Source organism: Nonomuraea sp. NPDC002799, assembly GCF_053592075.1.
The window spans coordinates 50432-63578 of sequence record NZ_JBSFVA010000048.1 but is presented as its reverse complement, the minus strand read 5'-3'; the positions used below and the strand labels follow the sequence as shown (position 1 = coordinate 63578).

Below are 13147 nucleotides of genomic sequence, written 5' to 3'. Positions count from 1 at the left end.
GGGGCGACGGACGGCACGTACGCGATGGTCGGCCAGCACCTGAACGGGCTCGAAAGCACGATGGAGGTGAATCGATTCGGGGGCGCGCTTCCGCCGTTCCGGCCCTTGACTCTTTACCAAGCGCTTGCTACAAACCCGGGCATGGCGCTGTCCCCCCTCGATGACCACCCCGTGCACCAGGCGGCCCAGGTCATGCGGCACGTGGCCACCTCCGACCGCAACTTCTACGACCGCTACTACTTCAACTGCCACGCGGGCACCGACGAGCTCATGCTGATCGTCGGCCTCGGCCAGTACCCCAACCTGGGCGTCACCGACGCCTTCGCCTGCGTCCGCCGCCGTGAACTGCACCGCGTCGTCCGCGCCTCGCGCGAGCTCGGCGCCGACCGGATGAACACCGCGATCGGCCCGTTCCGCGTCGAGGTGCTCGAAGGGCTCAAGCGGCTCAGGGTCGTCCTGGAGCCGAACGAGCACGGCCTCTCCTTCGACCTCCTCTGGGAGGGCACGATCCCGGCCACGCTGGAGCCGCCGCACTTCCTGAGGTGGCAGGAGCGGGTCATGTTCGACTCCGTACGCCTCGCGCAGACGGGAAGCTGGTCCGGCACCATCCGGATCGGCGAGGAGGACATCCCGGTCACCCCCGACCGCTGGCTGGGCACCAGGGACCGCTCCTGGGGCATCCGGCCGGTGGGCGAGCCGGAGCCGCCCGGCATCCAGACCAAGAACGCCGGCACGTTCTACTGGCTGTACGCGCCGATGAAGTTCGACGACCACGCCATCCTCTGCATCATCCAGGAGGACGAGCGGGGCCGGCGGATGCTGGAAGAGGCCGTCCGGGTCTGGTCGGACGGCCGGGAGGAGGAGTATCTCGGCAGACCGGACTACCGCCCGGTCTACGCCCCCGGCACCCGCGACGTCGTCGAGGCCGTGATCACCTTCTCCCCGCCCGGCGGCAAGCCGTTCGACGTGCACTGCACCCCCATCCTCCCGGTACACCTCATGGCCGGCACCGGCTACGGGCTGGAGCCGGACTGGAAACACGGGATGTACCAGGGCGCGGGACCCGTCGTGCAGGGTGTCACCTACCGGCTGCCCGGCGACGCCGACCGGATGTGGGGCATGGTGGACGCCGTCGGGCGTTTCGAGTACGACGGGCTCGTGGGCCACGGGCTGTACGAGTACTGGGCGCTGGGGCCGCACCCGTCGTTCAGGGAGTGAGCCTCGTCTACTCGGGCTTCTTGCAGACGATCTTGATGGTTTTGGCGGGGCCGTCGGGCGCCGCCACCCCGGCCTCGACCTTGCGCAGCTCCTGGCCCGGCTCTGCGTGCGGCGCGTCGAGCGGCACGCCGTCCGGCAGCGGGATGCCTTCCTCGAACGGCACGGCCAGCGCCGCCGCGTCGGGCAGCTCGCCGTCAGGCAGCTTCTCGATCTTCATGCCGTCCTGCTTCGAGCCCGGCTCGACCCGCGTCACCTTGCCGTCGGGAGAGACGATCACCGCTCCCCGCTTGGGGGGCAGGGCCTTGGACAGCTCGATGGGCTTGCCGTCGGCGGTCGTGCAGGTCGGCTTGGGGGACGGGGTTTCGTCGGCCAGAGCGGAGCCGGCCAGGCCGGTGATGGCGAGAACGGCGGCCGCGCCGAGCGCCACGAGACGTCGCTTGAACATGGATTCTCCTCCTGCGGATCGCTGGAACGACCACGACATTGCCCCGGCGAACCTGAAGCAGCCCTGAAGGGGACCTAAATGATCTTCAGGTTGGCTTTAGGTGCCGTGCGGCACGCTGGTGGACGTGCGAGTCTTATTGGTGGAGGACGAGGAGCGGCTGGCCGATCTGGTCAAGGGCGGGCTGGCGGGCGAGGGCTTCGCGGTGGACGTGGCCCACGACGGGCGCGACGGGTTGTGGATGGCCACCGAGAACGCGTACGACGTGATCGTCCTGGACGTGATGCTGCCCCGGATGAACGGCTACGCGGTCTGCGCCAAGCTGCGCGAGGCGGGCGACTGGACGCCGATCATGATGCTCACGGCCAAGGACGGCATCTACGACGAGGCCGAGGCGCTCGACAACGGGGCCGACGACTACCTTTCCAAGCCGTTCTCGTACGTGGTGCTGCTGGCCAGGCTGCGGGCGCTGGTGCGGCGGGGCGGGCGGGAGCGGCCCGTGTCGATCACCGTGGGGGACCTGGTGATCGACACGGCGGGGCTGCGGTGCCGCCGGGACGAGGTGGAGATCGGGCTGACGCCCAAGGAGTTCGCGGTGCTGCACGCGCTCGCCCGGCGGCCGGGTGAGGTGGTCTCCAAGAGTGAGCTGCTGGCTCAGGCGTGGGACTTCTCCTACGACGGCGATCCCAACATCGTGGAGGTCTACATCAGCGCGCTGCGCCGCAAGATCGACCTGCCCTTCGGGAAGACCACGCTGTTGACGGTCCGCGGGGCCGGGTACCGGTTGGAGGCTACGTGAGGCGACTCCTGGCGAACAGGCGACGGCTGCTCCCCGGCGTGCGGCTCCCCGGCGTGCGCCTCCCCGGCGTGCGACTCCTCAACGTGCGGTTCCCCGGCGTGCGGCGGCTGCTTCCGGAGCTCAGTTGGGGGCGGCTGTCGGCGGGGTTGTCGTCCGTGCGGTTGCGGGCGACGGCCGCGGCCACCCTCGTGGTGGCCCTGGTGCTGGGGCTCGTCGCGCTGGTGCTGGTGGTGTCGCTGCGCGGCACGCTGGAGAGCATCGCGGACCAGGAGGCCGTCAAGAAGGCCGCGGCGGCGGTGTCGCTGACCGAGGCCATCGCGTTCGTGCCGGCCGGCACGAACGCGCCGGGCAAGTCGGCGCCCATCCTCTCCACCATGCCGCCGGAGGCCGCAGGCCGGGGTGGCGCGGTGCACCTGCGCGAAGGCCACATGGCCATGGTCGCCGACCCCGACGTCATGCTGACCAGCGGCAAGGCCCGCGCGGACACCGGGTGGGCGGAGCCGGGCCAGTACGCCGTCGCGGGGAAGAAGGTGAGCACCGCCGGCGGCCCCGCCATGATCTGGTCGCGGGTCTCCCTGGAGAGCGCCGGGCAGGCGCTGCGGACGCTGTACAGCGGCCTGCTGCCCGGCGTGCCGGCGGTGCTGGCCGTGGTGGCCGCGATGACGTGGTTCTCGGTGGGCCGCGCGCTGGCCCCCGTGGCCGCGATCAGGGCCAAGGTGGCCGACATCACGGCCAGGGACCTGCATCAGCGGGTGCCCGTACCGGACTCCAAGGACGAGATCGCCGCGCTGGCCAGCACCGTGAACGGCACGCTCGACCGTCTGGAGACCTCTGTGGGCACGCACAAGAGGTTCGTCGCCGACGCGGCGCACGAGCTGCGCAGCCCGATCGCGACCCTGCGCGCCCGCCTGGAGCTGGCCGAGCCGAGCGAGCTCACCAAGGAGGCCCTGGCCGACGTCGAACGCCTGCAGTCCCTGGCCGCCGACCTGCTCATGCTGGCCAAGCTGGACGCGGGCGAGCCGCTGCGCACCGGTGAGCTGGACCTCGGCCAGGTGGCGGCCGAGGAGTCGCTGCGGGTCAGGCGCCGGCCGGAGGTGCGGGTGGAGCTGGACATCGAGCCGGACGTGGTGATGAAGGGCTCGCGCGCCCACCTCGACCGCCTGGTGACCAATCTGGCCGACAACGCGGTGCGGCACGCCGTCTCGACCGTGCGCGTACGCGTGCGCGCCGACGAGGACACGGCCGTGCTGGAGGTGACCGACGACGGGCCCGGGATCCCGGCCGAGCAGCGTGAGGCGGTGTTCGACCGGTTCACCAGGCTGGACGAGGCGCGGGCCAGGGACGCCGGCGGGGCGGGGCTGGGCCTGCCGATCGCGCGGGACATCGCCCATCTGCACGACGGGACCCTCGTGTACGCCGGCAGCGGATTCGTGGCCCGATTCCCCTTACGGCTCGCCTGAAGGTCAGGTGGTCTTGAGCGGTAAGGCGTAGGCCGAGCTGCGCTTGGTGATCTCGAATCCGGCTCGGGCGTAGACGGAGACGGCGCCCGTGGGGTTGTCGGCGTCGACGCCGAGCCCGGTGGACGCGTACCCCTGAGCGGTGAAGGCGGCGAGTGCGTGCGCGAGCAGCGCGCCGGCCACGCCCTTGCCGCGCCACTCCCGCAGCGTGCCGACGATCTGGATCCACGCCTGGCGCTCGCCGAGCCGGGCCGACTGGGCCTCGAAGAAGTGGGTGATCAGCGCGCCCACCGCCTGGCCGCCGGCCACGGCCACGAACGAGGACTCCGGACGGAAGTGGCGCGTGCCCACGATGACGCTCTGCCAGCTCTCAGCGGTGTGCGGGACACTGCCCCAGTGGTCGCGGAAGGCCACGTTGCGGACGTTACGGGCGCCCTCGTCCAGGTCGGGCGACCACGTGGCGATGGTCACGCCGGCCGGCGGCGCGGCCACGGGCAGGTCGCCGGACAGGCGCCGCTCCATGTGGGCGAACGAACGCACGACGGCGAACCCGGCCCGCTCCGCCAGCGCCTTGAAACCGGGGTTGGTGTCGTCCACGCTGAGCTGGAGCTCCAGCGGCACGCCGGGAAAGGCCCGCGCGCTCAGCCCTGGCGCCGCCCCGATGCTCCAGTCGAGGACGCGCCGGCCGAGCCCCTGCCCGCGGTGGCCGGGGTGCACGCCGCCCCACAGGAGCATCACGTGCTCGCCTTCGGCGGACTGCCTGACCGGAAGGTGGCCGAAGGCCACGATCCGGTCGCCCTCCCTGGCCGCGATCGTGCCCTCGGCCAGGTCGATCCGCGGGTGGTCGAGCTCCTCGGCCATGTCGTCGACGCTGTAGATCCGCCCGGTGCGGTCGCCGGCCCGCATCGCGGCGCAGAGCTCGGTCAGCGGTCCGGCGTCCTGGCGGGTCAGGGGTCCCCATTCCATGACGGGAAGCCTAGGGGAGCCTCGTGGCGCAGCCCAACTGCCGTCCGAGGCGGGCCAGGCCGTCGGCGAACCCCTGCCGCGTGTTCTCCTCGAACCCGATGAACAGGCGGTTGGCCAGCGGCACGCCCCAGCGCAGCCGCTGGGCCACGTTGTAGACGCGGTGGACCACGCGCGTGCCCTCGGGGTGGGGGGCGACCGACCATTCGCCGCGATACCACCAGCCGCCCTGGTAGGCGAAGGTGTGCTCGCCCAGCTCGGTCCGCGGCACGCTGTCCAGCAGGGCGGGCCACACCCGCTCGACCGGCGCCGCGACCACTCCGGTCACCTCGGTGATGAGTTCGCTCTTCTCGGACATGGCGCTGCTCCTCCTGTCGCGGCGCCTATCCTGGTGAATGCGAGTTCGGGCAGGGCAGGCGCCTTGTTCGGGCATCCGGCCGCCGGGGTGTTGGCGCACCCTGGCGGCCTCTTCAGAGTTCCGCCGGGGGAGCCCAGTCGAGCTCCCCCTTGTCGAGCCGCTCCAGCACGTCCGCGATCCAGGCCAGTTCGGCCGAGTGGAGCGCCTGCTCGTACTCGACCTCCAGCATGAGGATCGCGGGCAGCCCGCTCTCGGCCGCGGCACGCAGATGGGCCTCCATCCCGGCCAGGACGCCCTCGATCGTGGCCGCCCGCCCGCGCAGCGCGCGTTGCGCCTCGTGCAGCGGCAGGCAGCCCATGAGCGAGACCGCCGCGACGAACGTGCGCCGGTCGGAGCCGGGCTGCTCCAGCAGCCGCCGCAACCGGGCGGCCAGCTCGCCGCGGCCCTCGTCGGTGATCTCGTAGACCGTGCGCTCCGGCCTGCGGCCCGCGCGGCCGGTCCCCACGGGCACGATCAGCTCGTCCCTGACCAGCCGCTCGACCGCGTGATAGAGGCTGCGCGGCAGGCCGGTGATGTAGTCCTTGTGCGTGTCGACGATCATGCGGTGCAGCTCGTAGGGGTGGCAGGACCGCACCGTGAGCAGGGCCAGGACGGTCAGGCCGACCAGGTCGTGGCGTTGTGCCATGATGCCTCCCCCCATAGTGCAAAATGCACTATAACGCTAAGCGTCGAGCTGCAGGAAGGCCCGGGAGATGGCCAGCCTGGTCACGTCCTCGGGATAGGGGAAGAGCTTGATCACGTCGCGCAGCCCCTCCACATGGGCTCGCCGGGCCAGCTCGGCGACCAGGACCAGCTCGTCGTGCTGCGCCAGCGCGTACGCCCGGTCCACCACCGCGCCGTGCCCCGGCACCACCACCCGCTCGGGCATCGCCGCGAGCATCGCCGCCGTGGTGCCCGGCCAGTCGAGCGGAAAGGAGTCGCCGAACGCCGGCGGTGCGCCCTCCTCCACCAGGTCACCGGCGAACACCACGCCCGCGTCCGGCACATGGACGACGATGTCGTTGCTGCTGTGCCCGAGCCCGAAATGCCGCAGGTGCACCATGCGCCCGCCGATGTCGAGTCCGGCCTCGGCGGTGAACGTGTGGTCCGGCGGCACAATGGTGACCTCCTCCAGCTCCTCGCGCCGCTCCGGCTGCTCCTCGATCATGCCCGCGCGATGCAGCTCGCCGAAGGCGTCGATCTCCTCGCCGCACCTGACGTGGCCCCAGATTTCGGCCGGCCGGAAGAGGGCGTTGCCGAAGTAGTGGTCGAAATGGGAATGGCTGTTGACGATCGTCCACGGGCTGGGCGTGATCCTGCGCACCGCCTGGATCAGATCCTGCGCCTCCCGGTGCGAGGAGCGCGTATCGAGCACCAGACAGTGCCCGTCCCCCACGACCAGACCCACGTTCATGTCGAAGGACTTATGACGCCGGACGTAGACCCGGTCGCCGACCTCCTGCCACTGCTCGTTCATGCCAACGAACCCTACTTTTAGGATCAGGGCATGGCATATGACTTCCAAGTCGTCATCGACACGAACGACGACCCCCACGCGCTGGCCGACTGGTGGGCCGACGCGCTCGGCTGGCAGGTCGAGCCGCAGGACGAGACGTTCATCAAGAGCATGATCGAGAAGGGCTACGCCTCCGACGACGAGACGACCAGGCACGGCGGAGCGCTCGTGTGGAAGTCCGGGGCGGCCATCAGGCACCCCGACGGCCTCGAACGCGCGCCGCGCGTGTTGTTCCAGCTCGTGCCCGAGCCGAAGACGGTCAAGAACCGCGTGCACCTCGACCTCCGGGTGGGGGCCGACAACATCGACTCCGTGGTCGAGGAGCTGACCGGCAAGGGCGCGACGGTGCTGCACCGCGGTCGCCAGGGGCCCAACTGGTGGGTGACCGTCGCGGACCCCGAGGGCAACGAGCTCTGCATCAGCTGATCAACCCCGCACAGGTACGCCGGCACCCGCTGGTGCCCGTCGGCGGCAGGTCGAACTGCCGCACCACCTCCGGCTGGACGACCGTACCGCCCTTGGCCACCGGGTCGAGGGCGGCCAGGCCGAGCCGAGGAACGGCAGCGGTCGCCGGGTGAGCGCCTACGGTCCTGTTCAGCAGCTTGTGACCGTATCCGGGGTCGGCGTCGCCGGGCACTGGCGCTGGGACTATCTCCGCGGTCAGGCGAAACGGCGCATCGGTGCGCGGGGCAGGCCGGACTTTCTGGCGTAGGGCAGGACGCCCACCTGGAAGTCGTCCTCGTAGATGATGGAGCCGGGGTCCGGCGAGCGCACGATGTCGTACGGGACCTCATAGCGCCGCAGAAGGTCCTCCAGCGGGGCAAGGGCGGCGATGAGGGCGAGCGCGGTGGGCTTGAACCAGGGGACGGCGCGGATGGTGTTGCCGTCGGCGTAGAAGGGTGGATAGGGCAGCCGTGCGATGAACCAGTCGTCGACCTTCGTGAACAGGTCGTCGTCTGCCGTGGTCAGGCGTCCGTTCTGGCGGAGATGGTGACAGGCGGCGAAGATGCCTACCGGCACGCCGAGCCACCCGTAATAGCGGACTTGGAACCGTACATAAAGGCTGCCTCCACCTTGACGCAGGGATTTCCGGCTTCCATGAGTCACGCTGCTGGTTTTACCCAGCGGGATGGACGCGCGCACGAAAGAGGCACCCTCCGGACATGCTTGTCGCACGCCGGAGTCAGTGTCTCGGCCGGGTCGTCAGCCGGCGGGCAGCAGCAGGGGCTCGGCGGCGGTGCGCATCTCGGCGCTGAAGGGGGCCGGGCGGAAGGTGGCCGGGTCGAGGTTGACGTTGACGCGGTAGCCCTCGGCGTGCACGATCGACCGGTCCCGGGACAGGACGCGGAAGCCGTAGACGCCACTGGTGCGGCCCATGCGGTCCAGCCAGAAGTCGACCAGCACCTCGCCGGCCCCGACGATCGGCGCGTTGTAGGTGATCTTGACTTCGCGGACGGCGAGATAGACCTCCTTGAAGCGCGAGGCGGCGGGGTCGAAGCTCCAGCCCTGCTCGGCCCAGAAGGCGGAGATGGCGCGCTCGACCAGCAGGGCGTAGCGCGAGTTGTGCAGCACGCCCATGGCGTCGAGGTCGTCGAAGTGGATCTGGGCGGGGCGGGTCTCGGGCAACGGTCAGTCCTCCGGGAGGAGTGCGGGGTCGGTGGTCAGGGCGCGCAGCCGCTCGTGCACGGCACGGCGGCCACGGTCGTAGGGGGCGTCGTCGCCCAGCAGCCGGGCCTGGGTGATCGCGGCCTCGCCGAGCGCGTCGATCTCGTACGCGAGCTGCGCGGGGTCGGTCTCCGGCCGCAGCTCGCCCAGCGTCACCGCCTCAGCGACCAGCCGCTCGATCAGGCCGAGCCAGTCGGTGAGCGCCTTGGCGATCCGCTCCCGCACCGGCCCAGGCCGGTCGTCGAACTCGACCTGCGCCACGAAGAAGAAGCAGCCCCCCGGCAGGACGCCGGTGGCGTAGAAGCGCAGGCGGGCCTCGTGCAGGGTCATGACGCGGCGCACGCCCGGCGGGGTGCGCAGCGCCGGTGTGACGATCTCGTCGACCCACTGGCGGCGCGCCCAGTCGATGGCGTCGAGCTGCAGCTCCTCTTTGTCGCGCCAATGCGCGAAAAATCCGGACTTGCTCATGCCGGCGGCGGTCGCCAGCCGCCCCAGTGTGAGCCCGTCGAGCCCCTGCACCGAGGCCAGCGCCACCGCCTGCTGGAGGATCGCCTCCCGGCTGCGCCGGCCCCGCTCCCGGCGGCCGTCTTCCTTCGTGTCGGTCACGACCGCGAGTCTATATTAACGACCGGTCGGTCTTATACAAAGGCGAGCCCCTCGAACGCCTCCGACGCGCGCCACTGATCGATGTAGGCGAAGTACGCCATCGCCCCCAGCGGATAGCCGACGTTGAGCCGGCCCCGCCGTCCGGGGTCCTGGCCCTCGTTGTTGTAGTAGCCGGGCGTGCAGTCCGGGGAGCCCAGCAGCCGGCCCTCCCCCGACAGCAGCAGCTCGACCCAGGCGTCCTCGGCCTCCCGGGTGGCCTCGACCGCGCGATGGCCGTGGTCGAGGGCGTGCTTGACGACCTGGGCGATGGTCCGGCCAGCCTCGGTGAGGTTGTGCGGGATGTTGGAGATCAGGTTCGCGCCCTGCGTCGGCTGCACCAGGAAGGCGTTCGGGAAGCCGTGCACGTGGATGCCGTGCAGCGTGCGCATGCCGTCCGCCCAGTGGCCGGACAGGGTGACCCCGCCGCGGCCGGTCAGGTCGTGGCCGGCGCGGCGGGTGTAGTCGGTGCCGACCTCGAAGCCGGAGGCGTAGATGACGCAGTCGACCTCGTACTCCCGGCCGGCCGCGACCACGCCCCGCTCCGTGATCCGGGTCACGCCCTTGCCGTCGGTGTCCACCAGGTGGGTGCCGGGCACGTTGTAGGACTGGAGATATTCGTCGTGGAAGCAGGGGCGTTTGCAGAGCTGGCGATACCACGCCTTGAGCTTCGCCGCCGTCTCGGCGTCCTCGACGATGCCGTCGACGCGGGCCCTGATCTCCTCCATCTTCTCGAAGTCGGAGTCCTCGAAGGCGGCCAGCATGTTCTCCTGGGTGAAGTCCTCCGGAGGCAGCGCCATGATGCGGGCGCGGACCCGGCGGGCGAGGTCGGTCCAGCCGTCCATCACCAGGTCCTCGTCCGTCAGGCCGCCGGTCTGGTTGGCGGTGAAGTTCTCCAGCCAGCGCTGCTGCCAGCCCGGCGTCGCCACGCTCGCGAACCAGCCGGGATCGGTCGGCCGGTTGTCGCGCACGTCCACCGAGGAGGGGGTGCGCTGGAAGACGTACAACTCCGCGCAGGCCCGCGCCAGGTGCGGCACGCACTGCACGGCCGTCGCCCCGGTGCCGATCAGCGCGACCCGCTTGCCGGCCAGCCCGTCCATGGGGGCGCCGAGCGGGTCGCCGCCGGTGTAGGCGTAGTCCCAACGGCTGGTGTGGAACGTGTGTCCCCCGAAGGTGGAGATCCCGGGGATGCCGGGCAGTTTGGGCACGTGCAGCGGGCCGATGCCCATGGTCACGAAGCGGGCGGTGAAGTGGTCGCCGCGGTTCGTCCGCAGGTGCCAGCATGATCGGGTGTCGTCCCAGGCGAGGCTCTGGACCTCGGTGTGGAAGAGCGCGTTGTCGTACAGGCCGAAGTGTTTGCCGATGCGGCGGCAGTGGTCGAGGATCTCGGGCGCGTGCGCGTACTTCTCGGTCGGCATGTGGCCGGTCTCTTCGAGCAGCGGCATGTACACGAACGAGGCCGTGTCGCACTGCGCGCCCGGATAGCGGTTCCAGTACCAGGTGCCGCCGAAGTCGCCGCCCTTCTCGACGACGCGGACGTCCTCGATCCCGGCCTCCTTCAGCCGGGCGCCCGTGACCAGGCCGGCGAAGCCGCCGCCGATGACCGCGACCGTCACGTGGTCGGTCTTCGGCGCCCGCTCGGTCACCGGCGTGTACGGGTCGTCGAGGTAGCGCGCGAACCGGCCGGTGAGGCGCAGGTACTGGTCGTTGCCGTCCGGGCGGAGCCGCTTGGCACGCTCTTCGCGATATTTCGCGCGAAGGGCTTCCTTGTCGATGGTCATTCATCCTCCGGAAGCGCGGGGAACTCAATTCCAGAATGTCATTCGGGATCGCTTCCCGACAAGGAACAGCGGTCCCCACACCGCCTGAACCGCCACTATGGTGAAGAACTTGCACACACGAGGAAGCTGATTCGTCTTGGCTCATCGCGCCCTGGTCATCGCCATGCTGCCCGCGATCGGGCTGCGCCTGCTGGCCATGCTCGGATTCCCGCCCGCGATCCTGTTCTACGGCGACTCCTTCGCGTTCCTGCGCGAGGAGCTGACGCCCGGCACCGCCAGGCCGTCCGGCTACTCCCTGCTCCTGGCCGTGTTGCGGCCCGCGCACAGCCTCACGCTGGTGACCGTGCTGCAGCACCTGCTGGGGCTGGCGCTCGCGGTCGCGGTGTACGCGCTGCTGCGCCGCCGCGGCCTGCCCGGCTGGGGCGCCGCACTGCTGGTCACCCCGCTGCTCTACGACGAGTTCCTCGTGCTGCTGGAGCACATGATCATGGCGGACGCGGTCTTCGTCGTGCTGGTCACGGCGGCGATCGTGCTCATCGTCTGGCGGGTCACCCCGGCGACGGCCGCCGTGGGCGGGCTGCTGCTGGGCCTGGCCGGGATCACCAGGACGGTCGGCCTGCCGCTGCTCGTCCTCACCGCCGCCTACCTGCTGATCAGGCGGTACGGCTGGCGCCCGCTGGTGGCGCTGCTGGTGGCCGGCGTGATCCCGCTGGGCGCGTACGCGACGTGGACGAAGGTCGAGAAGGGCAAGTTCGCGCTGACCGAGGCCGACGGGAACTTCCTGTGGTCCAGGACCATGAGCTTCGCCGACTGCGCGGTGATCAAGCCGACCGAGCGGCTGGCCGTGCTCTGCCCCGATATGCCGGTGGCGCAGCGGCCCTATCCGCCGCACTGGTTGTGGGAGAGCTTCTCGCCGCTGCTCAAGGTGCCGGGGACGGCTAACCGCAACCAGCTCGCCGGGGAGTTCGCCCGGCAGGCCATCCTGGCGCAGCCCGTGGAGTACGCCGGCGTGGTGCTGACCGATCTGGGGCAGCTCCTGCGCTGGGAGCGGACGGCCGTGGACGAGAAGACGCCGTACAAGCTGCCTGCCTCGGAGCGGCCGATCAGTGAGTCGGTGCGGGGGGTCGCGGAGGCGTACGAGGGAGGTCCGGCCGCGACGCGAGTGGTGGAGCCGTTCGCCGGCTGGCTGCGGGCCTACCAGCGGTTCGGGTACGTGCCGTTCCCGCTGCTCATGCTGGCCCTCGGCGGGGCGCTGGTCGCCGCGCTGGTCCGGCGGCGATGGGACGCGCTGCTGCCGGGGGTGACGGCGCTCGCGCTGGTCGTCTCGCCGCCGTTCCTGGCCGCCTTCGACGTGCGGTACGTGATCCCGGCGATCCCGCTGATCTTCCTGGCCCTGGGGCTGGCGCTCGGCGGCCGGTCACCGTCCGAAGAGAGGCCGGGGCCGGCGTCCGCGTCCAGGGCCTCCATTGCCGCGCCCCTTTGAGAATGCTACGGTTTCATGTGTAAAAGAAAGCTGACAGGTGATGGGATGCCATGACGCAGGCCGAGCCGACGGGCGACGACCTGGTCCAGATGCTGGCGGCGCTGGCCAACCCGCTGCGTGTGCGCATCATCGCGGAGCTGGCGCGCGGCCGTGACTATGTGAGCAACCTCGCTCGCGTGATCGGGGTCAGCCGCCCCCTGCTCCACATGCACCTGCGACGACTCGAAGCCGCCGGTCTGATCTCCGGCACGCTGGAGCTGTCCGAGGACGGCAAGGCGATGAAGTACTACGAAGTCACCGACTTCAGCTTGCATCTGACCGCTGCGGCGCTGGCCGAGGCGGCCAAGACACTCACCAGGCCGGACCCGGAGAAGGAGCACTCCTGATGTTTGGGGCATTGTCCTGGCCAGAGGTGATCTTCTACCTCGGCGTGCTGATCATCGTCGGCTTCCTGATCGCCCTGTTCACGGTGGGGGTCTTCGAAACCCGCAAGGCCAAGCTCGACGCCGGTCAGGCCGACGACCTGCGCCGGCTCGTCCAGCGCTTCGAGCAGCTCGCCGAGAACACCCTGGACGCCCAGCAACGTGTGGCCGCCGACCTGGCGGAGCTGCGCTCGCGGACGGCGTCGATCGAACAGATCTTACGAACCGTCGAGTAAGGGGGCTCCGCCATGAAGGCCGTCCACTGCTCCGCCTACGGCCCACTGACGTGCTCGAACTCAAGGACGTCGGCAAGCCGGAGATCGGCCGACCACGAGACGCGCGGCAAGGTCGCCATCTCCGTC

The 13147-nt window shown here is 70.5% G+C and carries 17 protein-coding genes; 7 read left to right on the top strand and 10 right to left on the bottom strand.

The features are described 5' to 3' along the window. Positions 1 to 141 precede the first annotated feature (141 nt). A complete protein-coding gene (locus tag ACWD0F_RS46170; protein WP_449888619.1) occupies positions 142 to 1218 on the top strand; it encodes a hypothetical protein in 1077 nt (358 codons plus the stop codon). A gap of 7 nt (positions 1219 to 1225) precedes the next feature. On the opposite strand, the gene ACWD0F_RS46165 is transcribed toward ACWD0F_RS46170, so the two are convergent. Next, positions 1226 to 1663, bottom strand: a complete 438-nt coding sequence (locus tag ACWD0F_RS46165) for a hypothetical protein (RefSeq protein ID WP_449888617.1) — start codon at positions 1661 to 1663, stop codon at positions 1226 to 1228. A 124-nt stretch (positions 1664 to 1787) separates the two neighbouring features. Here ACWD0F_RS46165 and ACWD0F_RS46160 point away from each other — a divergent pair, with 124 nt between their 5' ends. Both ACWD0F_RS46160 and ACWD0F_RS46155 read left to right on the top strand, forming a co-directional pair. Next, positions 1788 to 2459 (top strand): response regulator transcription factor, encoded by a 672-nt coding sequence (locus tag ACWD0F_RS46160; protein WP_449888615.1) that lies wholly within the window; start codon positions 1788 to 1790, stop codon positions 2457 to 2459. Continuing rightward, positions 2456 to 3919, top strand: a complete 1464-nt coding sequence (locus ACWD0F_RS46155) for an ATP-binding protein (RefSeq protein ID WP_449888613.1) — start codon at positions 2456 to 2458, stop codon at positions 3917 to 3919. Before ACWD0F_RS46160 ends, ACWD0F_RS46155 begins: the two co-directional genes overlap by 4 nt. 3 nt (positions 3920 to 3922) lie before the next feature. On the opposite strand, the gene ACWD0F_RS46150 is transcribed toward ACWD0F_RS46155, so the two are convergent. From ACWD0F_RS46150 to ACWD0F_RS46135, 4 genes are all read right to left on the bottom strand, one after another. Next, positions 3923 to 4882 (bottom strand): GNAT family N-acetyltransferase, encoded by a 960-nt coding sequence (locus tag ACWD0F_RS46150; RefSeq protein WP_449888611.1) that lies wholly within the window; start codon positions 4880 to 4882, stop codon positions 3923 to 3925. Between the two features lie 10 nt (positions 4883 to 4892). After that, entirely contained in the window at positions 4893 to 5237 is a 345-nt protein-coding gene (locus ACWD0F_RS46145) for a hypothetical protein (RefSeq protein WP_449888609.1), read from the bottom strand. Positions 5238 to 5349: 112 nt separating this feature from the next. After that, on the bottom strand, positions 5350 to 5922 hold the full coding sequence (locus ACWD0F_RS46140; protein ID WP_449888608.1) for a PadR family transcriptional regulator: 573 nt from the start codon (positions 5920 to 5922) through the stop codon (positions 5350 to 5352). Between the two features lie 36 nt (positions 5923 to 5958). After that, positions 5959 to 6753 (bottom strand): MBL fold metallo-hydrolase, encoded by a 795-nt coding sequence (locus tag ACWD0F_RS46135; protein ID WP_449888607.1) that lies wholly within the window; start codon positions 6751 to 6753, stop codon positions 5959 to 5961. Positions 6754 to 6783: 30 nt separating this feature from the next. Here ACWD0F_RS46135 and ACWD0F_RS46130 point away from each other — a divergent pair, with 30 nt between their 5' ends. Continuing rightward, positions 6784 to 7218: a VOC family protein gene (locus ACWD0F_RS46130; protein WP_449888606.1), complete on the top strand. Its 435-nt coding sequence runs from the start codon at positions 6784 to 6786 to the stop codon at positions 7216 to 7218. On the opposite strand, the gene ACWD0F_RS46125 is transcribed toward ACWD0F_RS46130, so the two are convergent. The 5 genes from ACWD0F_RS46125 to ACWD0F_RS46105 form a co-directional block, all read right to left on the bottom strand. Next, positions 7211 to 7429, bottom strand: a complete 219-nt coding sequence (locus ACWD0F_RS46125) for a hypothetical protein (protein WP_449888605.1) — start codon at positions 7427 to 7429, stop codon at positions 7211 to 7213. The genes ACWD0F_RS46130 and ACWD0F_RS46125 overlap by 8 nt on opposite strands. A 23-nt stretch (positions 7430 to 7452) precedes the next feature. Then, positions 7453 to 7812, bottom strand: coding sequence for a hypothetical protein (locus ACWD0F_RS46120; RefSeq protein WP_449888603.1), 360 nt, complete (start codon positions 7810 to 7812; stop codon positions 7453 to 7455). A 183-nt stretch (positions 7813 to 7995) separates the two neighbouring features. Beyond that, complete coding sequence (locus ACWD0F_RS46115; protein ID WP_449888601.1) at positions 7996 to 8418, bottom strand: acyl-CoA thioesterase; 423 nt, start codon at positions 8416 to 8418, stop codon at positions 7996 to 7998. A gap of 3 nt (positions 8419 to 8421) precedes the next feature. Further along, positions 8422 to 9063, bottom strand: coding sequence for a TetR/AcrR family transcriptional regulator (locus ACWD0F_RS46110; RefSeq protein ID WP_449888599.1), 642 nt, complete (start codon positions 9061 to 9063; stop codon positions 8422 to 8424). Positions 9064 to 9095: 32 nt separating this feature from the next. Continuing rightward, positions 9096 to 10880: a flavin-containing monooxygenase gene (locus tag ACWD0F_RS46105; RefSeq protein ID WP_449888597.1), complete on the bottom strand. Its 1785-nt coding sequence runs from the start codon at positions 10878 to 10880 to the stop codon at positions 9096 to 9098. Between the two features lie 136 nt (positions 10881 to 11016). Here ACWD0F_RS46105 and ACWD0F_RS46100 point away from each other — a divergent pair, with 136 nt between their 5' ends. Genes ACWD0F_RS46100 through ACWD0F_RS46090 form a run of 3 tightly spaced genes read left to right on the top strand, consistent with a single transcriptional unit; the run spans position 11017 to position 13021 of the window. Further along, positions 11017 to 12363 carry a hypothetical protein gene (locus ACWD0F_RS46100; protein ID WP_449888595.1) on the top strand — a complete coding sequence of 449 codons (1347 nt, stop codon included), beginning with the start codon at positions 11017 to 11019 and terminating at the stop codon, positions 12361 to 12363. 50 nt (positions 12364 to 12413) lie between these two features. After that, positions 12414 to 12749: an ArsR/SmtB family transcription factor gene (locus ACWD0F_RS46095; RefSeq protein ID WP_449888593.1), complete on the top strand. Its 336-nt coding sequence runs from the start codon at positions 12414 to 12416 to the stop codon at positions 12747 to 12749. 11 nt (positions 12750 to 12760) lie between these two features. Continuing rightward, positions 12761 to 13021 (top strand): hypothetical protein, encoded by a 261-nt coding sequence (locus ACWD0F_RS46090; RefSeq protein WP_449888592.1) that lies wholly within the window; start codon positions 12761 to 12763, stop codon positions 13019 to 13021. The last annotated feature ends 126 nt before the right edge of the window (positions 13022 to 13147 follow it).

Coding starts and splice junctions, on each gene's coding strand:
- ACWD0F_RS46170 (WP_449888619.1), top strand. CDS start 142: ATGGCGCTGTCCCCCCTCGATGACCACCCCGTGCACCAGGCGGCCCAG.
- ACWD0F_RS46135 (WP_449888607.1), bottom strand. CDS start 6,753: ATGAACGAGCAGTGGCAGGAGGTCGGCGACCGGGTCTACGTCCGGCGT.
- ACWD0F_RS46140 (WP_449888608.1), bottom strand. CDS start 5,922: ATGGCACAACGCCACGACCTGGTCGGCCTGACCGTCCTGGCCCTGCTC.
- ACWD0F_RS46130 (WP_449888606.1), top strand. CDS start 6,784: ATGGCATATGACTTCCAAGTCGTCATCGACACGAACGACGACCCCCAC.
- ACWD0F_RS46145 (WP_449888609.1), bottom strand. CDS start 5,237: ATGTCCGAGAAGAGCGAACTCATCACCGAGGTGACCGGAGTGGTCGCG.
- ACWD0F_RS46165 (WP_449888617.1), bottom strand. CDS start 1,663: ATGTTCAAGCGACGTCTCGTGGCGCTCGGCGCGGCCGCCGTTCTCGCC.
- ACWD0F_RS46095 (WP_449888593.1), top strand. CDS start 12,414: ATGACGCAGGCCGAGCCGACGGGCGACGACCTGGTCCAGATGCTGGCG.
- ACWD0F_RS46150 (WP_449888611.1), bottom strand. CDS start 4,882: ATGGAATGGGGACCCCTGACCCGCCAGGACGCCGGACCGCTGACCGAG.
- ACWD0F_RS46105 (WP_449888597.1), bottom strand. CDS start 10,880: ATGACCATCGACAAGGAAGCCCTTCGCGCGAAATATCGCGAAGAGCGT.